The organism is Soonwooa purpurea, assembly GCF_053891095.1.
The window spans coordinates 1-20,055 of the sequence record NZ_JBSSMA010000014.1; the positions used below are offsets into that span (position 1 = coordinate 1).

The window sequence follows — 20,055 nt, forward strand, 5'->3', positions numbered from 1 at the left end:
GCTTTTTTCAACCACTTTATTTTTAATTATTTTGAATATACTCCAAAAATAAACCTCGCTTAAAAAGGCTTAAACGAGGTCATATATAATTTTATTTTGTTGAGTTTTGAGTTGTGCAACGGTTACCAATGTTATGTGCAGTTTTTTTACTTTGTTTCTAATTTTTGAATTTTGGAATATATTGAATAGAATTTTTTTGTAATAACTTTATCGAGATACTCTGTTCCGTATTTCACGAAATCTTCAGAATTCTTTTTATAAACTTCATTTACATATCCATTTTCTAAATCGGATTTTGTTTTTTCTACTATTTTTTTCTTATTCAAAAGATTTTCAAATTCTTCAAATATTAAATCTGATATTCTTTTCATTCCAATATTTGTATCGCCTGAATGATATTCAATTTCATATTTGTTTGTTTTGTAAAACTTATAAATATCAAAAATTCGATTATCATTTCTATGCACTAATTCTATACTTGAATATAATTTTAATGGAGCAGATAGATTTTTAGAAATATAAATCAAATCATTATTATTAAATTTAGATTTAATTGAGTCGAATTCAATTCGAGTTTTTCCAAGCGTTCCTGCATATCCAATATTTTCTGATTCTGCGTAATTTAATTTATTCAAATTTTCAAGAAGTTTAAATTTATCAGAATTTAATTGTCCAAAAATTGAATTTGAAAATATTAAACAGATTAGAAATAGTTTTAATTTCATTTGGAAATTCGTGTATTGACGGGAGGTTGGATAAAATTGCACATAACGGAAAAAGGCTTTGCGAAGTGCGGGAATTCGAAGAACCAAAAGTTCAAGAATTCAGAAACGAAGCAAATGGCTTTTTCAGATTGTTAAGTTAATAAAAAACTGCAATATGAAAAGCCGATTTGCGTATTATTTTAAGAAAATTTTCAACTTTGACTTATCCCCGCATTTTGCAAAACCAATGTTATCTGTAGGCAGAATTATGGATTTAAAGAACAATTTTTTCCATTTTGAATTTCTCTATAAGCATTTTCAAATGCGAAAATTTCAGGCTTTCTCAATGAATCATTACATCTAGGAATTTGAATTGAATTTTTTTTAATGAATCTTCTTAGTTTGTTCCAGAATTTGTCGGTTGATTTATCGGCTTCTTTTCCAATTATTTTATAATAGTTTCTAATCCATTCAACTCCCGACATTGGAATTTCATTATCGTCTATTTTTATTGTTAGTGTAAAAACTTTAGTACAGTCAGCTCCAAAAAAAGGAGTTCTTCTTTGGTCTTCAAAATCCTCTGTCCATTCCTTCCACGGATCAATAAATACTTCTTCTAAATTATAAACAGGTAATTTTCCACTTGGAATATGCCACATTGAATATTCACAAGTTTTTGGAATATAATATTCTCCAATAAAAGAATCTTTCTCAATATCAGCTAAAATATTCCATTCGGATTTGGCAATCCATTTGTTTTTACCAACTGAAATTAGAAAGGCAATTTCTTGTTCTGAATTTAAGAAGTCATTGAGAATATTTATATCACCTTTATTTAAATAAATTGGAATCCATGCCATAATTTGTTTTAGGTAGTTTGTTGGAAACTGCTTGCAGATAACGAAAAAGTATTGGCGAAGTGCGGGCTAAATTGGACGAAAAGTTCAATTTAGACTAAGTGTAGCCGATGCTTTTTCAGATTGTCTAAATTAAAGAAAAAAACAATATGAAAAGCAGCGGCGAATAAAAAATGTAGAGTAGTTCAACTTTTCCCTAAACCCCGCATTTTGCCAATACAATGTTATTAAAAGTATTAAATCGTATGTCGCTTTTTGCACTCAAATACATAATTATCAATAAGTTATAAAATAAGAAAGAACAGAATAACGCAGAAAAAAGCAACGAAAAGTTAGGCTTGTTGTACCAAATGTTGTACCTTTGTATCAGGTTGCACCGCTTTGAAATAACTGATTTATAAAGGGTTTCATCGTTTTGCACTCGATTGTTTTTTTTAGTACAACAAATATAATACTTTTTCTTATGGCTTCAATAAAATTAGTACTTCGGACAAATCAGGAAGATAAAACAGGTCATAGCCCTTTATATATAAGGGTTATAAAGGATAGGAAAGCCAAATTTGTAGCCACAGGCGTAAAACTGAAACGCAACGAATGGGACGATGATAAGCAGAAGATAAAGAAGAACCACACCAACAGTGCGAGAATGAATGCCTTTATTTCTCAAAAGGTAGCAGATGCAGAGGGAACAGTTGCAGACCACGAACGCAAACGTAAATCCGTATCAGCCCGAAAACTAAAAGAAGCAATAAAAGGTAAGGATATGGCAAACTTCTTTGAATATGCTTACAACCGTTGCGAACGTATCAAAGGAACGGTATCGGTTGCCACTTACAGGAACTACAAACAGTATGTAGCCAAGTTTGAAAAATTTATCGGGCATAGAGAAATATACTTTGATGATATTACCGTTACGATGCTGAAAGATTACATCAATCATATGTCCAATAATTTGAAGAACGGAGCAACTACGGTACACTATTCTTTATTGATTTTATCCGTAATGTTTCGTGATGCCCAAAGGGAAGATATTATAGGCGAACATATTTACCCATTCTCAAAAGTTCGTGTGAAACGTGATAAAGGAAAGCGTTTATTTCTGAACAAAGAGCAGGTAGAAAAGCTACGCAATTTTAAAATCGAGTACACAGGCAAGGACGAAGTATTTAGAGATATGTTCATTTTTTCGGTGTATGCAGGTGGCTTGCGTTTTAGTGATGTAGTGAGCTTGAAATGGGAAAACTATAACGAGAAAGAACAACGCATTACAAAGACCATTCGCAAAACAGGAAGAACGCACAACTTTAAAATCGGGCAGATTGCGATTGACATTTTAAATAAATACAAAACCGAAATATCATTGCCAAGCGATTTCGTTTTTCCGATATTGGAAGACGTAGAAAGGTTTGATACTGATACCGATTATCAGGCATATATCATCAATGCAAAAAATATCCTATGCGGTCAGAAGTTACGTAGGTTGGGCAAGGATATGGAATTACCGTTTACTTTATCGTTCCATTTAAGCCGTCATACTTTTGCTACCAATGCTCTAAATAATGGTATGCGGATAGAATATGTTTCAAAGCTGTTAGACCATTCAGATATTGGTATTACACAGATTTACGCCAAAGTAATCAGTGAGGAATTAGACAAGGCAGTTGAGCAATACATCAATTAAAATGCTACCGAGATACTTATTTTTAACTTCGTAGTATAGTATTTTTAATACTGACAACTTGTTCCCCTACATTGGTTTCCGATTATCAAACACAACTACCCGATAAAAAGCTGTTACAACAGAAACTACACGAGTTGTTTGAAAACAGCCCAACGGAAGAATAATCTCATTTTTCATCCTTCTTAATTGCTTTGTTTATCAATGCGTTGCATTAAATTTCACAAATTTGCTGTAAAAATACTATCTCCATTAAAAAACTATCTCTATCTTTGTTAGCGAATGCTAACTAATATAATTTTGTTAGCAAACAAATAATATGGAAAAGTTCACAGACAGGCAAATAGAAATAATGGAAGCTGCAACGGCTCGGATTGATGCTTACGGTATTCAAAACCTGACTATCAAAACGCTGGCTGCCGATATTGGTTTATCCGAACCGGCTTTATACCGTCATTTTAAAAGCAAGAATGATATTTTACTTGGTTTGCTCAACTATTTCATAACAGGAATGAAAAACCGCCTCAATAATATTCCTGTAAACCCTGACGCAACAGCAGGAGATGAATTGAGAGCTATTTTTAAATCGCAACTGCAAACCTTTACAGATAAGCCTGCGATTGTTAGTGTCATTTTTGCGGAAAGTATTTTTCATTATGATGAGGGATTAAGTTATAAAGTTTCCGAAATAATGGAATTAATGCACCAATATGTCAATGCAAACATTGAAAAAGGACAAAAGGCAAGGCAGTACGGCAAGCTCATCAATGCTTCCACGCTTACCACTATTATACTTGGAGGAATGAGAATGACGGTTTTGAAATGGAAATTGTCAGGGCATAAATCCAACCTGATGAAAGACGGGAAAGCAGTTTTAGAGGGAATTTTAAAAATGATTGAAAAAAAATAATTGAGATATGAAAAAAGTAATTGTATTTGGAATGAGTCTTATGCTTTTGTGGGGATGTAATAATTCCACTGAAAAATCAACCACACATCAGGAAACAGAAAACCACGCAGAACATCGCCACGATGAGAGTTCCGAAGCTATTGAACTCAACAATGGCGAAAAATGGTTGGTGAACGAAGAAATGAAACCCTTTGTATTGAAAGGCGAAGAACTGGTAAATGCTTATATCCAAAATAATCAGACCGATTATAAAGCATTAGCTAAACAATTAAAAGAGCAAAACAACCAGCTCATAAAAAGTTGTACAATGGGCGGAAAAAGCCACGATGAATTACACAAATGGTTGCACCCACACCTTGAAATAGTAAAGGCGATAGAAAATGAAACAGATGCAAAAAAAGCAAATGAAACCGTTTTGCACCTGCAACATTCGTATCAGCACTATCATAAGTATTTTAACTAAATTTTCTAAGTAATGAAATCCCAACAAAAATTCACAATATTTCATCGGGTACTGCATTGGATAATGGCTTTTGCAATGCCTGTTTTATTCATTACAGGGTTTCTTCGTATGTATTGGATGAATAAAAACAATATTGTTGCTGTTATTGAAAGTAAAACATCGGCAATACCTAAAGAACAAATGACGGACATTGCCAAAGCGATAAGAGAACCAATGTGGCAATGGCACGAAGTTTTTGCTCACATAATGATTTTTGCCTTTTTAGCACGGATTATTTATATGCTTGTAAAAGGTATTCGTTTTCCAAATCCCTTTAAAAGCAATCAACCGCTTAAAGAACGGTTACAGGGTTTTACTTATGTGTACTTTTATCTTTTTGTTTTTATTTCGGCTGTTACAGGTATCTGTATAGAAAAAGGATTTTTACCACAATGGAAAGAAGATATTGAAACCGTACACAAATGGGGAATTTACTGGTTTCCTATTTTTATTCTTTTGCATTTGGCAGGAATTGTATTAGCTGAATTTTCTAACAAAAAAGGAATTACCTCAAAAATGATAGGAGGAGATTAAATAACTTAAAATGATAGAAAACAAAAAAATTTGCTCAATTATGTTAGTGAACACTCACAAACTATTTATTGTTCCGTTGATATTTATCGGGTGGAATACTGTTCAGGCACAGGAAGTCTGGACGATGAAACAATGTATTGATACGGCACAGGTCTATAACAAAACCCTGCAAATCAACAGAAACCATATCAGCATTAGCGAACAAAGGGAAAAAGAAGCAAAGGCCAATCTTATTCCGAAAGTCACAGCCAATGCCGATTACAAATATTTTATGGAATTGCCTACGCAATTAATGCCAATGAATGCACTTAATCCGCAAGCACCCGAAGGACAATTTAGAGATATTCAGTTTGGTGTTCCGCACAACATCAATGCAAATGTACAGCTGGCAATGCCGTTGTATAATCCGCAGGTTTATGGAGTGATTGAGAATACAAAAATTGCCAACGAACTGACACAGCTTCAATTTCAAAAATCGGAAGAACAGGTTTTATACGACATCACTACGCTGTATTACAACGCTCAAATATTGAAACATCAATTGGATTTTTTGGAAAGCAATCTGATAAATACCCAAAAGCTCTTAAAGAATATAGAACTCTTGAAAGAACAGCTATTGGCAAAGGGAACAGATGTGAGTAAAGTAAAACTGCAAGCCGAACAGTTGAATACGCAAAGGGAAAACATTCACAATAAATACATTTCAATTTTGAATGCACTGAAACTGAATATCGGTATTTCATTGGAGCGAAATATTACCGTTGTTTCTGAGATCGAACAGCAAACCTTGACGGAAAATAATGTAGAAAATATATTGGATTTGAAGATTATTCAGACACAAAACAAACTATTGAACAGCGAATTGAGTACGTTGAACAAATCAAGGTTTCTGCCCTCGCTTAATTTGATTGCTTCCTACGGAACAACAGGTTTTGGCTACGACAAAACCCCAAATGACTTTCTGAAATTTTATCCCATAGGCTTTGCAGGTTTGCAACTGACTTACCCGCTTTTCAACGGAACAGTTACACAGCGAAAAATAAATCAAAAAAAACTGGAAATCAGCAATAACGAATTGCAGGCTCAACTGATTGGCGATAAAAACAAAATGGAAACTGAAAATGCTTTAAGGCAAAGAACGATTGCACAGCAAACAGTCATCAATACCGAAAATCAAATCACTTTGGCTCAATCTATTTATGAGCAAACCATTTTACAACAAAAGCAAGGTACGGCAACACTTACCGATGTTTTATTGGCTGATAATGCACTTCGTGAAGCACAGCAAAATTACCTGTCGGCAGTGATAGATTATCTGAAAGTGGATTTGGAGCTAAAAAAGCTGGCAGGAACAATTAAGAATTGAAATAACGAATAAAAAGTCAGGAATATGAATTGGAAAAAAATAATCGGGATAATTGCTTTGATTGCAGTAATAGCACTTGTGTTTTTTAAGTTGAAAAACAATAAAGAAACTACCGAAAGCAAGGTGTATCAATATGACAAAGAAAAACCTATTACTGTAAATGCTGACACCATTCGTTTGCAGATTATTGATGATGCAAATACTTATACAGGTACTTTTGAGCCGAATAAGGAAACAAAAATCAGTGCGGATATACAAGGAAAAATCAATGCTGTTTTGGTAGATGTTGGAAGTAGTGTAAGCAAAGGACAAACACTTATTCAGTTGGATAATTCGTTATTGAAATTACAACTGCAAACGGTTGAAGTGCAGATTGAGGGTTTGGAAGACGATGTAAAACGATACACCATTTTAACGGAAGCCGATGCCGTTCAGGGGGTGCAGTTGGAAAAGGCAAAATTGGGATTAAAATCTGCAAAAGTTCAGAAAGCGACTTTATTAGAACAAATCAATAAAACCACTATAAAAGCACCTTTCAATGGTGTGGTAACTGCCAAGCTCAATGAGGAGGGCGGTTTTGCAGCACCGGGTATTCCGTTGCTACAAATTACGGATATAAGCGCTTTACGTTTTACGGTTAATGTTCCCGAAAATGATTTGGTGCAGTTTCAAAACAATCAAACCTACAAAATCAATGCTGATGTTTATCCCGATATTTCCCTTTCGGGCAAAGTAATAATGACGGGAAGCAAAGCCAATCTGGGCAATAGTTTTCCAATTCAATTTCAAGTTGCAAACACCAAAAATCTAAGTATCAAATCAGGAATGTTTGGCAAAGTAAATCTTTCTGAAAGCAAGCAAGAACAAGGCATTCTTATTCCTACATCAGCCATTACGGAAGAAAATGGAAAAGCGAAAGTATATATCATAAAAAATGGAAAAGCTGTATTGCAAACGATAATCACATCAAGAAACATCGGCAATAAAACGGTTGTATCAGGCGGATTGGCAACAGGCGATATTGTGGTAACGAATGGCTTTATCAATCTGTTTGACGGAGCGAATATTACGATTAAATAAAATCAGCAAAAATGAATATTACAGAAATATCAATCAAACGTCCCTCGCTGATTATCGTACTTTTCAGCGTATTTGCCCTGTTGGGAATTATCGGCTACAAGAATTTGAGCTATGAACTGATGCCCGATTTTAATCAGCCTGTTGTAGTAATCCGAACGGTTTATCCCGGTGCAGAACCCAACGAAGTGGAAACTTCCGTTTCCCGAAAAATTGAAGATGCACTTTCCAATTTGGAGGGTGTAGATTATTTGCTTACCAAATCATTACCCAATGCTTCAATCATCATAGCCAACCTGAAATACGGAACGGATTTGGACAAAACAATGCAGGACGCTCAACGCTATATTGACAATATCCGAAAGGACTTGCCTAACGATATTCAAAACCCTGTAATGAGCAAAGTATCGCCTAATGATTTGCCGATAATGTCGGTAAGTGCAACAAGCAATTTAGAGCCGACAGTGTTTTATCAAAAAATGAAAGACGATTACCTGCCACAAATCCAACAGCTAAAAGGAGTGGCAGAGATAACCATTTTAGGTGGGGAAGAAAGGGAAATTCAAATCAAGGTAGATAAAGAAAAATTGAAGCTCTATAAAATTTCTTTGTACCAGGTTGTGGAAGCCGTCAATCGTTCGGGGATTGATTTACCTGCCGGAAAATTGCAAACCGATACGGAAAATAATTCGGTAAGGTTAGTAGGCAAATTCAATACTATCAATGATATTCAGAATGTTCAGGTCGCAATGCCTTTTCCAAACAGTCCTGTTTATGTGAAAGATATTGCGGAAGTAACAGACGGCATTAAAGAAATTACTTCGTATAGCCGTTACAACCGTAAAAACGGTATTGGCTTAATGATTAAGAAACAAGGCGATGCCAATGCCGTTGATGTTTCTAAACTGATTAGGGAAAAATTTCAGTCCATTGAAAAACAAAATGCCAATGCAGATGTAAAATTTGTAGTTACGGACGACAGCACCGATAACACCATTGCAGCCGTTAACTCGGTGGTGTTTGACTTGATTTTAGCCGTTATTTTAGTGTCGTTGGTAATGTTACTTTTCCTGAGAAGTTTCAGAAACTCATTGATTGTTTTGGTTGCCATTCCTACTTCCTTAATTACCGCTTTTGCCGTGATGTGGCTTTTGGGTTATACGCTCAACTTGATGACTTTGCTTGCAATGTCTTTAATCATCGGTATTTTGGTGGACGATGCTACCGTAGTTTTAGAAAATATCCAACGTCATTTGGATATGGGTAAAGAAAAAAGAACGGCAGCTATGGACGGAAGAATGGAAATCGGTTTTTCGGCATTGTCTATTACATTGGTTGATGTGGTTGTGTTTCTGCCGATTTTATTCTTACAGGTTTTTGTTGCCGATATGCTCAAACAGTTTTCGGTGGTGGTTATCACTTCTACACTTACCAGTTTACTGGTAGGTTTTACTTTAACGCCTTGGCTGGCTTCACGCATCGGGAAAAAAGAAGATTTGCAGCCGACTAATATCTTCAACCGTTTTTTGCTTTGGTTTGAACATCAGTTAGACCAATTTATCAATTGGTATGGCAGAACATTGAATTGGGTTTTACATCACAAACTCATTTTTACAGGATTTGTTTTGTTGCTGTTCGTAGGGACGGCAGCAATGATGAAACAGGGAATTATTGGAAAGGAACTCATTTCCACAGGCGACCAAGGGAAATTCCGTTTGGCATTAGAGTTTGATAAAAGTACTTCCATTCAGCAAAACAATTTGGTTTCAGAAAAAATAGAAAACTATATTTTGAAGCAACCCGAAGTTTCAACTGTTTTCAGCAATGTAGGCGGACCAAGCACAGGTATCGGAAGTTTGGGAGTTGGTTCTGCCAATAAAACCGAATTTACTATTCAGCTAAAATCCAGGAAAGAAACAAATAATCTTTCTACCGAAACCTTTATGCGAAAATTGCGAACTGATTTGCAAAAAGAATATTCAGGCATCAATTTTTCAATGATAGCATTAGGCTTAATTCCACGTTCTGCACCGATAGAAATTACATTAAGCGGAAGCGACTTAGACCAGGTAATGCAGACAGGTAATGACTTAAAAACAGTCATTGAAAAAATACCTGGAGCAGATAATGTGCGGCTTTCGGTAGAAGCAGGAAGCCCTGAATTAAAAGTCATTCCTGACAAAGACAAAATGCAGCGTTTAGGATTGAACACGGCTTATGTGGGAATGAATTTGCGTACCGCTTTTACAGGAAATGACGATGCCACTTTAACGGAAAACGGAACAGAATATCCTGTACGGATTTGGTTGGATAAATTCAGCCGTAAAAATTATGATGATGTAAACCAACTCAACATTATAAATCCAATGGGCATTCCGATTGAAGTTTCACAGTTTGCAACTATTGAAAGAGATAATTCGCCTTCGCTTTTAGAACGAAAAGACCGACAACCTGCCGTTACATTAACTTCCGATGCACTCGGCAGACCTTCGGGAACAGTAGCAGACGATGTCGTGGCATATCTCAAAAACAATCCCTTACCAAACGGCATACAAATGACTTGGGGAAGCGATATTAAACGGCAAAACGACAGCTTCGGGGCTTTGGGTTCAGTATTGCTGATTTCATTCTTACTGATTTATTTGATTATGGTAGCCTTATACGACAGTTACATTTATCCTTTTGTTGCCTTATTTGCCATACCCGTTGCAGCTATCGGAGCATTTTTAGCCTTGAATTTATCGTTAAGCAATTTGAGCTTATTTGCTTTGCTCGGCTTGATTATGTTAATGGGATTGGTAACAAAAAATTCCATCTTGATTGTGGACTTTACCAACCAACTGAAAGCGGAGGGGAAACATTACAAAGAAGCATTGATTACTGCAGGAAAAGAACGTATGCGACCCATTTTAATGACGACTTTATCAATGGCAATAGGAATGTTGCCCATAGCATTAGCCAGCGGAACAGCAGCCGAATGGAAAAACGGTTTGGCGTGGGTAATTATTGGAGGTTTGCTCTCTTCATTGGCATTGACGGTTTATTTAGTGCCAATGGTGTACTACGGAGTAGATAGAATGAAAGAAAAATTGGGTTCAAATAAAAAACAATAATAAATGAAAGCAACAATTTTTATTATACTGACAGTTGGGTTATGTTTTTTTCTCTGTTCGTTTTCGGGAAATCGGGCAGAAACCTACACATTGACCGTTAAGGTAGAAAAATCACAAAACTCAAAAGACGTTGTACAGTTCGCCCTTTACAACAAAGACGGCTCAATACCTGATGAAGATTACAGAAATTATTACCGATTAGAGAAAGCGAAAATCGGAAATGGGAAAGCCGAAATTACTTTTAAAAATCTGCCCAAAGGGAAATATGCCGTAAATATTTTACACGATGAAAACAATAACGGAAAGATTGATAAAGGTTTGCTTTTACCCAAAGAGGGAATTGGATTTTCTAATTATCAGTCAATAGGGTTAAGAAACAGCCCCAATTTTTCCAAAGCAAGTTTTTTATTAAATGTAGACAAGACGATTAGTGTAAGGATAATTTATATGTAAACAACAGAAATGATAAACAATATTCAAATAAAGCAAACCGTTCAATTTCCCGAACAAACGGCAGTTCCGAAAGAGCAGTCTGAAAATGCTTTGTTTGATATTTTGCAGGAAAACGTAAAAGATAATGATACCTATTGTCAGGAACTCATAAACAGAATACTAAAACTTCCTTACGCCAAATTGCCCGATTTCTTTTCTCATCATTGTGATTTTGTGGAAGACCCGATAAAATGGCTGAACAAGTTTGAAAAGCTGATTTCAGAAAATGAAGAACTATTTGTTTGCACTACCAAGCGTGGACGGATGATGAAGTGTTACACTATTATAGAAAGTAAACGGAAAGAATTAGAGATATTAAGAAACAGGCACACCCACGCCAAACCACCAATGCAATACATCAATGCCGAATGTGAAGAGCGGTATTTTTCATTCAGAGAAGTAAAAAGTAAAGTAAATGCAATGGGCGATTATACAGATAAAATAATGTTTTTGACAAATGAAAAGTTCGATTACGAACAGGCAAGTATAGATTTTATTAACCCAAAACTGCCCGATTATTCCGACCAATGCCAAAAGGAAATAGACCAGATACAGCATTTAATCCGTTTAACCGATGAATTTTCTAAACAACAGATGCAGAAGAATACAAACGGCATTCCTTTCAATAAATTAAAAATCAACTGTAATATCAATCAGTTAGTAGATATATTTTACCAACTGCACAGGGAACTGTTTACAGACGGCAAACCCATTATTGACGGCAATATAAATGATTTTGTTGCAGTCATTGTAAACAGCTTTGTAGATAAAGACGGCAGGGAATTAAGTCCCGAAACCGTAAAAACAATGCTTACACCGTCAAAGACCGATAAACGTCCCAAGCCCCACAAAAGAATAGACATTGATAAAATGTTGTAAATAAATCTTGTCCCGAAAGACCAAGTACGGACATAATGACTTTTTTATGTTGCTGTCCTTTGCTTCCATAATCATAAATATTTATACAAATGGAAGCAATTATTTTAAGCAAAGACCAATACACAGAATTGGTAGCAAGGTTAGACGAAATCGCAACACGTCTTAATGCAAAGAACGAACCAAAAAAGGACACGTTTTTAGACAATCAGGAGTTTTTAATGCTGATGAAAATTTCCAAACGTACAGCTCAAACGTGGAGGGACGAGGGGCGTATTTCATTCAGTCAGGTAGGCAACAAAATTTATTACAAGCTGTCAGACGTTGAAAAACTGTTGCAGGAACATTACAACAAAGCATTTGCTAAAAAGTAGTGCAGGTAAGGGTTTCACAACAATAAAAAACGTTTGATTATGGTAGTAAGTATTTTTAAAAACTTCAATGAAGTGGTAGAGAACCAAAAAATCATTGAGGTACTCAACGACATCAAAACAGGTAAGTATATCAATGTGATAACTTATTTAAGAAAGTCATTGGCAGAAAGCAAAATGGAAGCATACGAAAGGGCAAAGAAATCTTTGCCCGCTTTCACGCCTTCGGCTTCCTTTAAAGGTGGCAGGAAATTAGAGTTTGTTACTGCATATACTCAAATTGTGGTATTAGACATTGACAAGCTCACAAAGGAACAATTAACCAATGCTAAAGCATTGGCACAGGAAACGCCTTATACTTATTCGGCTTTTATAAGTCCGTCAGGTAATGGGTTAAAGATTTTTGTAAAAGTCAATTCATCACAAGAAAACCACAAAGAAGCCTTTATAGCACTACAAAAATTCTATGAAGATTTTTTAGGATTGCCTATTGACAAATCAGGCAAAGACGTTCCAGTTCGGTTTTATCGTCTAAAACCACTTCTTTAGGCAGACCCCCATCATAATTTATAATTTGGCAATCGTCATATCAAAGAGTTGCGCCATCTTTTGGGCTTCTTCAATAGCCAAACTTCTTAATCCTTTTTCAATTTTAGAATAAGCAGACTTATCAACACTAATATAGTTAGCCACTGTATTTTTGTCGGAGTTTATTATTTTCAGCGCAGAAATTTTCCAGTAAGCTCATGCTAAAATGAGTCATTACTGAATACATAGTACTGAACACAGTATCATCAGATATTCTTATAAATGGTTTTTCTTGAACAGGATTTCCTAATAAAAAATGATCAACCTCAGCATCCTTTAAATCACCAAATTCAAAACTTATTTTTTGAAATATTTCCTTTAATCTATCCTCGGAAATGCTTGTATAAGAAGCTAAATTTTTTAAATCAAAGGAGAATATTTTTTCTAAAAAGTAATCAGAATGCATAAGGAGCATCGCTTTAAGGTTTCGAAGATTTTTACCGAAATGTTTCCATAGATGATCATGATTTTCCTTAGGCATTTTATCAACCGGAAAAAGGGATTCATAGCTTTCGATAACAGATCTGTAAGAAGATTGCTTACAAAACTCTACTGTTTTGAGTCTATGTTCGTTAATCTTTTCCTCTACTATCTCTGTCATTTTATATAAAAGTTCTAAAAAATCGACTGGATCAAAACCATGATGATCTATAAAATTGGACGTTATTTTTTTTGCAATATCTAAAGTGATTTTCTTCATTTTGTGATCATAAGACCAATTTCGAACAGCTGTTGTATGCATAATCATTTCAGTCCGAAGAAGATGATGAGGAAGATCTTCAGCTGTTAAGACTGTATCAGGAAAATGCAATTGTTTGGTTCTGTATAATTTGCCCATTTCCTGTAAACTTTTTTTGAAATTACTAACCTCATTAGAAAACGGTGCTGCCTCATAAGATCTAGGCATCGTTAGTGCAAAAGCCTGCAATAATTCTTGATAGAAAGCAGGAAATTCTAATTTTCCTTTTACAGCTTCCTCATCATATCCTGCTTCAGATGTTAGGAAATAGTAAAAGCAAAAAGAGAGTAATTTGGGCTGATCATATTTTTGAAACCAATCCTGAATACTTCTATATTGTTTAGGAAATTTTTCGGCGGCAAGTCTTCCAACTTCTCTTGCCATTTCAAGTCGCTCTTCCACGGTATTTTCTAAATCACTTATAGATGCTTCAAAATATTTCATTTTAATCGGCGCTGGAGCAGAGCTATTATTCTTAAAATCTGAAGAATTTATACTACTTTTTGTAGATCTCTTTCCTTTTTGAGATGACTTACTATTTTTTCTTTTTTTGCGTGACATTTGTTATTAGTTTCATATAAAATTAGGATTTTTTTTAAAAAAAAATTGAACAAAATCTTAGGGATTATCTTTAGTAAAACATATTGATTAAGGATAAAATCGTGCGAAATGAAACTGTAATTTTTCATCAAAATAAATTTGAAAAAGAAAATAATCAATATTAGACATATTTTGAAACTGTATTCAAAACAGAAATTTCATCGTTACTACGAAAAGGTAGTGATTTTATCAGATATTCATAACTGAACTTTACCTCACAAAAGTTGATCAGCTGTTCAAAACATTTTAACATCAAAAATCACAGTTATGAATATCGAAAGAACAGAATTTTTAGCATGGATGGAAAGGATCATGGAACGATTCGACATCCTTAAAGAACAAATTATGTCCAATCAATCCAAGTTTATTGAAATCGATGGTGAAGTGCTGCTTGACAATCAGGATGTACTGCAACTCCTAAAAATAAGCTCAAGATCCCTGCAACGTTATCGTACCAATAAAAAACTACCATATTACACCATTAGTGGTAAGCTATATTACAAACTTTCTGATGTACATCAACTCATCAGAGAATGTTTAAGTTCCTAATTAAAGAAAGACAACGAAAGCCAATGATGTAGCTATCCCCTTAGTTTCCAAAGATTCGAATTGTTTGAATCTAATTTCACTGAATTAAATCTATTTACAATGGAAGAATTAATAGAAAATTCAGATAATGAAATCAAGCCAGCATCAGATACACTGTTAGTCCTTAACATCCATAACAATAAAATCGAGATGGTTCAAGGCGTTGATAAGGAAGGGAATCTTCAAAAATTCCCACCCGAAGAAAAAAAAGAAAATAACCAGTTGATTAGAGTTGATAAACATGGAGATATTTTCTCCAATTTCTTTTCTAATTTCTACAGGCAACTTAAAAATCCCACCCGTTTCAACTTTTTCAAGGTCTCAGAGTATGATGCTTTGAAAACAGCTAAAGATTTACAGCAATATGTTAATCAGGCTAGTCCCGAAGAAATGGAAAAGCTGAAAGACTATGATGTATCAGCAAAAAATACAAACCCATTAAAAAATAAGAATACAATGGAAAACAACACAGACAATCAGGAATACCGTTTTCAGCCGGAGCAAATCGACTGGAAAACAATGGAGAAATTCGGGCTTAATCAGGAGAAGCTTGAAAAGATGAATGTAATGGATTCATTACTCAGAGGGTATAAGACCAATACTTTGATTCCTATCACCATTAATTTAGGAACAGCAGTTAGTAAAATGGATGTAAGGTTATCACTTCAAACCAATGACAGTGGAGAAGTTGCCGTCAATATTCATGGTATAAGAAGGGAGCCAAATCTCAATCAAAAATTTTTGGGTCACGAGTTCAGCGATGAAGACAAGAAGAATCTCAAAGAAAACGGAAACATGGGAAGAGTGGTGGATTTGGTCAATCCTAAAACCGATGAGATTATTCCCTCAGTTATCAGTCGAGACAGATTAACAAACGAGCTTGTGGCTTATAGAGCAGAGTATATGAAAATCCCTGAAGAGATCAAAGGTGTTAAATTGAATGAACATCAAAAACAAACTTTATTGGAAGGAAAGCCTCTTTATCTGGAAGGAATGATTTCTAAGAAAGGTGATCCGTTTGACGCTACCGTGCAGTTCAATGCCGATAAGCGTTACGTGGAGTTTATTTTTGAAAATAATCAAAACCAGCAAAAATCACAGCAGCAGTCCTCTCAACAACAACAACAACAACAACAACAACAACAACAACAACAAAATAACGGAGAAGCTCCAAGAATTTTCAGAGGCAAAGAATTGGATGATGCACAGTACAACAAATTTAAGGCAGGAGAGACCGTTTACGTGGACGGGCTTACCGACAGTAAGGGAAAATCTTACCAAGGTTACATTACTTTTAACAAAGACACCTCCAAAACTGATTTTTCGTTTATGAATCCCAATCAATTGAAAGAAAAAGCGCAGACAGGAGAAGAACATAAAACTCAGAAAGCGGTTAATACCGATGGTAAGACGAATGAAGCGACAAAAAATGTGAAAGACGCCTTAGAGCCTAAACAGCAACAACCCACCAAAAAACAGCAAGAGGTTCAACAGAAAAAGCCAACCCGATCACGAGGCCGTAAAATGTAGTCTAACTAAAAATCCAAACTTATGAAATGTATTATTGCAGAAAAACCCAGTGTTGCCAGAGAGATTGCCCATCTGCTCAATGCCAATGAAAGAAAAGAAGGTTACATTCAAGGTAACGGCTATTGTGTTACCTGGGCATTAGGTCACTTGGTATCCTTAGGAATGCCGGAAGATTATGGGATAAGAGGTTTTGACAAAGCCTCTTATCCTATCTTTCCCAATCCTTTCCAGCTCACGCCCAGAAAAATAAGACAGACAAAACAATACGCTTCTGATCCTGACGCATTGAAACAGCTGAAAGTCATTAAAACATTAGTCAATCGATGTGACAGTATTATTGTTGCAACCGATGCAGGAAGGGAAGGAGAGCTTATCTTCCGATATATTTACGAATATCTTGACTGTAACAAACCTTTTGAACGTTTATGGATCAGTTCCCTGACCGAAAAAGCCATGCAGGAAGGGTTTAAAAAACTCCAGCCAGGATCAAATTTTGACGGCTTATCTCAGGCAGTAAAAGCCCGAAGTGAAGCTGACTGGCTAGTGGGAATCAATTCTACTCAGGCACTTAGTATTGCTGCTCATCAGGATATCTATTCGTTAGGGAGAGTTCAGACTCCCACATTAGCTTTAATCTGTAAAAGATTTGAAGACCATGACCAATTTACAAAACGAAAATATTGGCAGATCCAATTACAGCATCGTAAAGATTATATCAATTTTACAAGTCTATCAAATCTGCAATGGGAAGAAAAGAAACAGGCAGAGCAAGTTTTTAAATCCATAGAAAGAGAAGGGAAGATTATTGTTGAAAATGTTGCTGTTAATCCTGTAAAAGAACAGTCTCCCTTGCTTTTTGATTTGACAGAACTTCAAAAGGAAGCCAATAGAAAATTGGGATTATCGGCGGATGAGGTACTAAGTAGTGCTCAAAGCCTGTATGAGAAGAAATTTATTACCTACCCAAGAACAGGAAGTAAATATATTCCTGAAGATCTTTGGCCAGAAATTCCCGAGCTTATTAGAATGCTGAATATGACTGAGCAATTCAAACCGGCTATTTCAACTTTAAAATTTGGGAACTTCAATAAACGAATAGTCAATAATTTAAAAGTCACGGATCATCATGGACTTCTGCCGACCACAAAGCTTCCATCAGCTTTAAAAGCTAGTGAAAAAGCCATTTATGATATGATTGTTTATCGATTATTAGAGTCTTTATCAGAACATTGCTTAAAAGAAGTCAGACACATAATTGTCAAAGTCCATCATTATGAATTCAGCATCAAAGGTTCAAGGATTATCCAAAAAGGATGGCGTTCCATCAAAGGTATTTTGTCTGACATTAGTGACTCAGATAAAACTATTAACAATCATCAAAACACCCACGAAACCCTTAAGGAACTTCCAGAATTCAAAGTTGGTGACGAACTCAAAATCTCTCAAATTGAGTTACAGGAAAAAAACACCCAGCCGCCAAAACTTTATACCGAAGCTGATCTCTTATGTGCCATGGAAAATGCAGGCAGACAGATTGAGGATAAAGACCAACAAAAAATCTTGCAGAACATTGGTATCGGAACATCTGCCACGAGAGCATCCATTATTGAAACACTTTTCAGCCGAGACTACATCATCAGAAAAAACAAAACATTAGTTCCCACTGAAAAAGGTTTGCAGGTTTACAAGCTTGTCAAAGATAAAAAAATAGCCAATGTAGAAATGACTGCAGAGTGGGAAATGGCTTTACATCAAATTGAGAATGGAGAGCTCAGCAAAGATCAGTTCATTAATGATATTCAGGCATACACTAAAGAAATTACCCATGAACTTTTGTCACTCCACATACCCCCAGAAAATACTCCAGAACTGAAATGTCCTAAATGCCAACATCACAATCTGATCATAAAAGAAAAAGTTGTCAAATGTCCTGATGAGCAGTGTGAATGGATTTTATTCAGAATTATATGTGGAGTTCAGCTCAGCGTTGAATACATAACTTCCCTCATCAACAATAAAAGAACACCACTCATTAAAAATATGAAGACCAAAAACGGCAAAAAGTTCAGGGCATACATCGTTTTGAAAGATGACCACCAAAGCATATTTGAATTCCCCGATCACTAAATTTATTCTAAAAATAAGTATCTTAGAAATAAAAATTATGAAAGTTTTTTTATGTTACCAAAACGGATCAATAGAAATCAAATGGGACTTCCCATTCCTCCCCCGTATCGGAGAATATATTTCAACCACTGAGCTTTTATCGGAGAAAGAATCCGAACAACTACGAGCCAAAACTGATTATCTCAAAATTATTAACATCTCATGGTTTCTGTATAAAGATGGCAGAAAGTCTTTTGTGGAAATTCTGCTTGAGTAATCGGTAAATAGAATTATTGTGTACACGCTATTATAATATTAAGCATTTTGACTGCTTCCCAACAATGCCGCTATAAAAGAAACTCCATTGCTGTCCAGTTTCTCAAAAATATTTTTTGTCGCCGAATTATTGCTTGAAACAACAGCCACACTTTGATTATTCATCACCGCATTGGCGATAATATTAAGAATGGTCTGTGTCTTTCCTGTTCCTGGTGAATCTTCAATTACACTTAACGGATTTGAAAATGAATTGTCAACTCCATTTCTCTGACTTAAATTAAAACCAAACGGAAAGATTTCAATAGGAGAGGCGCAGTAATTCCTACTAGGTTCTTTTCCATTGAGGCTATTGAATTTAAAATTCAGCAAAAAGAAGAAGATCTTAAAGTTTTGGAAGAAAGATTCAACACAATGAAATCAGAGATAAGTTCCAAAAAATCCGAAGATCTGATAGTAAAGGAAAATGATTTTTTAGGTTTTAAAAAAATTAAGACTGACAAAACAATTGCGAATTATGAAAAAGCACTTCGAACTTACAAAAGCACAATTCTAAAAAATAAAACTGAGTTAGATATTAAGTCAAAACAAATTACTGAGCTCAATACAAAAGTTATTGATTTACAAAAGTTAGTACAACTATTCAAAAACACAAACGCCGTTCTATTGTCCAATCCGACCGTTTTTGCTTCTGAAAAGAAAAAATATTTAGATTCTGTCACCAATATTCTCGAAAGAGAGATCAAATTTTCAAGATATAGAAGTCCAAACCTAGATAAAGCAGATAAGCAAAAACTTATATCAGAAATGGGGCAGATTGCAGAAAACATTTGCAAAGAAAACAATATCCCATTCTCTGCTATTAATGAGATTTTTAAAAATAATGAGATGGCAAATCAGCTTTTCAATTTCCTACGATTCGGAAATAATATCAACCATGATGCTGAGAATATTGCAATGCAAAAGAAGAAAAAAGGTAGAAAATTTTAATACGACTATAATCCAAGAAAACTTAAGATAAATAATATTTCTAAATCTTCACAAAATTAAATCTTCAAAATAAAACTTTATATTAGCTGTAAATAGTAAGCAAAAAGTGGACATTATAATATAAAAACTTAAGGAGTGTTTTCAAAAAAAGAATTAGC

General features: G+C 35.0%; 20 protein-coding genes. 15 read left to right on the plus strand and 5 right to left on the minus strand.

What is annotated here, in order from left to right:
* Positions 1 to 146: 146 nt before the first annotated feature.
* Both ACVFVN_RS12030 and ACVFVN_RS12035 read right to left on the minus strand, forming a co-directional pair.
* Positions 147 to 725: a hypothetical protein gene (locus ACVFVN_RS12030; protein ID WP_456235445.1), complete on the minus strand. Its 579-nt coding sequence runs from the start codon at positions 723 to 725 to the stop codon at positions 147 to 149.
* A 245-nt stretch (positions 726 to 970) separates the two neighbouring features.
* Positions 971 to 1,564, minus strand: a complete 594-nt coding sequence (locus ACVFVN_RS12035) for a hypothetical protein (RefSeq protein WP_456235446.1) — start codon at positions 1,562 to 1,564, stop codon at positions 971 to 973.
* A 460-nt stretch (positions 1,565 to 2,024) separates the two neighbouring features.
* Here ACVFVN_RS12035 and ACVFVN_RS12040 point away from each other — a divergent pair, with 460 nt between their 5' ends.
* From ACVFVN_RS12040 to ACVFVN_RS12090, 11 genes are all read left to right on the plus strand, one after another.
* Positions 2,025 to 3,242, plus strand: coding sequence for a tyrosine-type recombinase/integrase (locus ACVFVN_RS12040; RefSeq protein ID WP_456235447.1), 1,218 nt, complete (start codon positions 2,025 to 2,027; stop codon positions 3,240 to 3,242).
* Between the two features lie 316 nt (positions 3,243 to 3,558).
* Positions 3,559 to 4,149 carry a TetR/AcrR family transcriptional regulator gene (locus ACVFVN_RS12045; protein ID WP_165130399.1) on the plus strand — a complete coding sequence of 197 codons (591 nt, stop codon included), beginning with the start codon at positions 3,559 to 3,561 and terminating at the stop codon, positions 4,147 to 4,149.
* 7 nt (positions 4,150 to 4,156) lie between these two features.
* Positions 4,157 to 4,612, plus strand: a complete 456-nt coding sequence (locus tag ACVFVN_RS12050; protein ID WP_165130400.1) for a hypothetical protein — start codon at positions 4,157 to 4,159, stop codon at positions 4,610 to 4,612.
* Positions 4,613 to 4,624: 12 nt separating this feature from the next.
* Complete coding sequence (locus ACVFVN_RS12055) at positions 4,625 to 5,185, plus strand: cytochrome b/b6 domain-containing protein (protein ID WP_456235448.1); 561 nt, start codon at positions 4,625 to 4,627, stop codon at positions 5,183 to 5,185.
* Positions 5,186 to 5,225: 40 nt separating this feature from the next.
* Positions 5,226 to 6,551, plus strand: coding sequence for a TolC family protein (locus ACVFVN_RS12060; protein WP_456235449.1), 1,326 nt, complete (start codon positions 5,226 to 5,228; stop codon positions 6,549 to 6,551).
* Between the two features lie 24 nt (positions 6,552 to 6,575).
* Complete coding sequence (locus ACVFVN_RS12065) at positions 6,576 to 7,631, plus strand: efflux RND transporter periplasmic adaptor subunit (protein ID WP_456235450.1); 1,056 nt, start codon at positions 6,576 to 6,578, stop codon at positions 7,629 to 7,631.
* Positions 7,632 to 7,642: 11 nt separating this feature from the next.
* Positions 7,643 to 10,741, plus strand: coding sequence for an efflux RND transporter permease subunit (locus ACVFVN_RS12070; protein ID WP_456235451.1), 3,099 nt, complete (start codon positions 7,643 to 7,645; stop codon positions 10,739 to 10,741).
* 3 nt (positions 10,742 to 10,744) lie between these two features.
* Positions 10,745 to 11,194: a DUF2141 domain-containing protein gene (locus ACVFVN_RS12075; RefSeq protein ID WP_456235452.1), complete on the plus strand. Its 450-nt coding sequence runs from the start codon at positions 10,745 to 10,747 to the stop codon at positions 11,192 to 11,194.
* A 9-nt stretch (positions 11,195 to 11,203) separates the two neighbouring features.
* On the plus strand, positions 11,204 to 12,112 hold the full coding sequence (locus ACVFVN_RS12080; RefSeq protein ID WP_165130409.1) for a hypothetical protein: 909 nt from the start codon (positions 11,204 to 11,206) through the stop codon (positions 12,110 to 12,112).
* Between the two features lie 89 nt (positions 12,113 to 12,201).
* Entirely contained in the window at positions 12,202 to 12,483 is a 282-nt protein-coding gene (locus ACVFVN_RS12085; protein WP_165130411.1) for a helix-turn-helix domain-containing protein, read from the plus strand.
* A 39-nt stretch (positions 12,484 to 12,522) separates the two neighbouring features.
* A complete protein-coding gene (locus ACVFVN_RS12090; RefSeq protein ID WP_456235453.1) occupies positions 12,523 to 13,029 on the plus strand; it encodes a BT4734/BF3469 family protein in 507 nt (168 codons plus the stop codon).
* An 18-nt stretch (positions 13,030 to 13,047) separates the two neighbouring features.
* Here ACVFVN_RS12090 and ACVFVN_RS12095 read toward each other — a convergent pair whose 3' ends face one another.
* A complete protein-coding gene (locus ACVFVN_RS12095) occupies positions 13,048 to 13,173 on the minus strand; it encodes a helix-turn-helix domain-containing protein (protein ID WP_456235454.1) in 126 nt (41 codons plus the stop codon).
* Positions 13,166 to 14,368 (minus strand): hypothetical protein, encoded by a 1,203-nt coding sequence (locus ACVFVN_RS12100; RefSeq protein ID WP_456235455.1) that lies wholly within the window; start codon positions 14,366 to 14,368, stop codon positions 13,166 to 13,168. Before ACVFVN_RS12100 ends, ACVFVN_RS12095 begins: the two co-directional genes overlap by 8 nt.
* A gap of 306 nt (positions 14,369 to 14,674) precedes the next feature.
* Between ACVFVN_RS12100 and ACVFVN_RS12105 the strand changes: the two genes are divergently transcribed.
* The 3 genes from ACVFVN_RS12105 (at position 14,675) to ACVFVN_RS12115 (ending at position 18,652) form a co-directional block, all read left to right on the plus strand.
* A complete protein-coding gene (locus ACVFVN_RS12105; RefSeq protein ID WP_165130417.1) occupies positions 14,675 to 14,956 on the plus strand; it encodes a helix-turn-helix domain-containing protein in 282 nt (93 codons plus the stop codon).
* A gap of 99 nt (positions 14,957 to 15,055) precedes the next feature.
* Complete coding sequence (locus ACVFVN_RS12110; protein ID WP_456235456.1) at positions 15,056 to 16,525, plus strand: DUF3945 domain-containing protein; 1,470 nt, start codon at positions 15,056 to 15,058, stop codon at positions 16,523 to 16,525.
* Between the two features lie 21 nt (positions 16,526 to 16,546).
* Entirely contained in the window at positions 16,547 to 18,652 is a 2,106-nt protein-coding gene (locus ACVFVN_RS12115) for a DNA topoisomerase 3 (protein ID WP_456235457.1), read from the plus strand.
* A 294-nt stretch (positions 18,653 to 18,946) separates the two neighbouring features.
* Here ACVFVN_RS12115 and ACVFVN_RS12120 read toward each other — a convergent pair whose 3' ends face one another.
* On the minus strand, positions 18,947 to 19,279 hold the full coding sequence (locus tag ACVFVN_RS12120; protein WP_456235458.1) for an AAA family ATPase: 333 nt from the start codon (positions 19,277 to 19,279) through the stop codon (positions 18,947 to 18,949).
* Between the two features lie 42 nt (positions 19,280 to 19,321).
* On the opposite strand from ACVFVN_RS12120, the gene ACVFVN_RS12125 reads away from it, so the two are divergent.
* A complete protein-coding gene (locus ACVFVN_RS12125; RefSeq protein ID WP_456235459.1) occupies positions 19,322 to 19,897 on the plus strand; it encodes a hypothetical protein in 576 nt (191 codons plus the stop codon).
* Positions 19,898 to 20,055: the final 158 nt, after the last annotated feature.

Bases quoted from the DNA above. Each gene is read 5' to 3' on its own strand.
- ACVFVN_RS12030 (WP_456235445.1), bottom strand. From the start codon at position 725: ATGAAATTAAAACTATTTCTAATCTGTTTAATATTTTCAAATTCAATT.
- ACVFVN_RS12035 (WP_456235446.1), bottom strand. From the start codon at position 1,564: ATGGCATGGATTCCAATTTATTTAAATAAAGGTGATATAAATATTCTC.
- ACVFVN_RS12040 (WP_456235447.1), top strand. From the start codon at position 2,025: ATGGCTTCAATAAAATTAGTACTTCGGACAAATCAGGAAGATAAAACA.
- ACVFVN_RS12045 (WP_165130399.1), top strand. From the start codon at position 3,559: ATGGAAAAGTTCACAGACAGGCAAATAGAAATAATGGAAGCTGCAACG.
- ACVFVN_RS12050 (WP_165130400.1), top strand. From the start codon at position 4,157: ATGAAAAAAGTAATTGTATTTGGAATGAGTCTTATGCTTTTGTGGGGA.
- ACVFVN_RS12055 (WP_456235448.1), top strand. From the start codon at position 4,625: ATGAAATCCCAACAAAAATTCACAATATTTCATCGGGTACTGCATTGG.
- ACVFVN_RS12060 (WP_456235449.1), top strand. From the start codon at position 5,226: ATGTTAGTGAACACTCACAAACTATTTATTGTTCCGTTGATATTTATC.
- ACVFVN_RS12065 (WP_456235450.1), top strand. From the start codon at position 6,576: ATGAATTGGAAAAAAATAATCGGGATAATTGCTTTGATTGCAGTAATA.
- ACVFVN_RS12070 (WP_456235451.1), top strand. From the start codon at position 7,643: ATGAATATTACAGAAATATCAATCAAACGTCCCTCGCTGATTATCGTA.
- ACVFVN_RS12075 (WP_456235452.1), top strand. From the start codon at position 10,745: ATGAAAGCAACAATTTTTATTATACTGACAGTTGGGTTATGTTTTTTT.
- ACVFVN_RS12080 (WP_165130409.1), top strand. From the start codon at position 11,204: ATGATAAACAATATTCAAATAAAGCAAACCGTTCAATTTCCCGAACAA.
- ACVFVN_RS12085 (WP_165130411.1), top strand. From the start codon at position 12,202: ATGGAAGCAATTATTTTAAGCAAAGACCAATACACAGAATTGGTAGCA.
- ACVFVN_RS12090 (WP_456235453.1), top strand. From the start codon at position 12,523: ATGGTAGTAAGTATTTTTAAAAACTTCAATGAAGTGGTAGAGAACCAA.
- ACVFVN_RS12100 (WP_456235455.1), bottom strand. From the start codon at position 14,368: ATGTCACGCAAAAAAAGAAAAAATAGTAAGTCATCTCAAAAAGGAAAG.
- ACVFVN_RS12105 (WP_165130417.1), top strand. From the start codon at position 14,675: ATGAATATCGAAAGAACAGAATTTTTAGCATGGATGGAAAGGATCATG.
- ACVFVN_RS12110 (WP_456235456.1), top strand. From the start codon at position 15,056: ATGGAAGAATTAATAGAAAATTCAGATAATGAAATCAAGCCAGCATCA.
- ACVFVN_RS12115 (WP_456235457.1), top strand. From the start codon at position 16,547: ATGAAATGTATTATTGCAGAAAAACCCAGTGTTGCCAGAGAGATTGCC.
- ACVFVN_RS12125 (WP_456235459.1), top strand. From the start codon at position 19,322: ATGAAATCAGAGATAAGTTCCAAAAAATCCGAAGATCTGATAGTAAAG.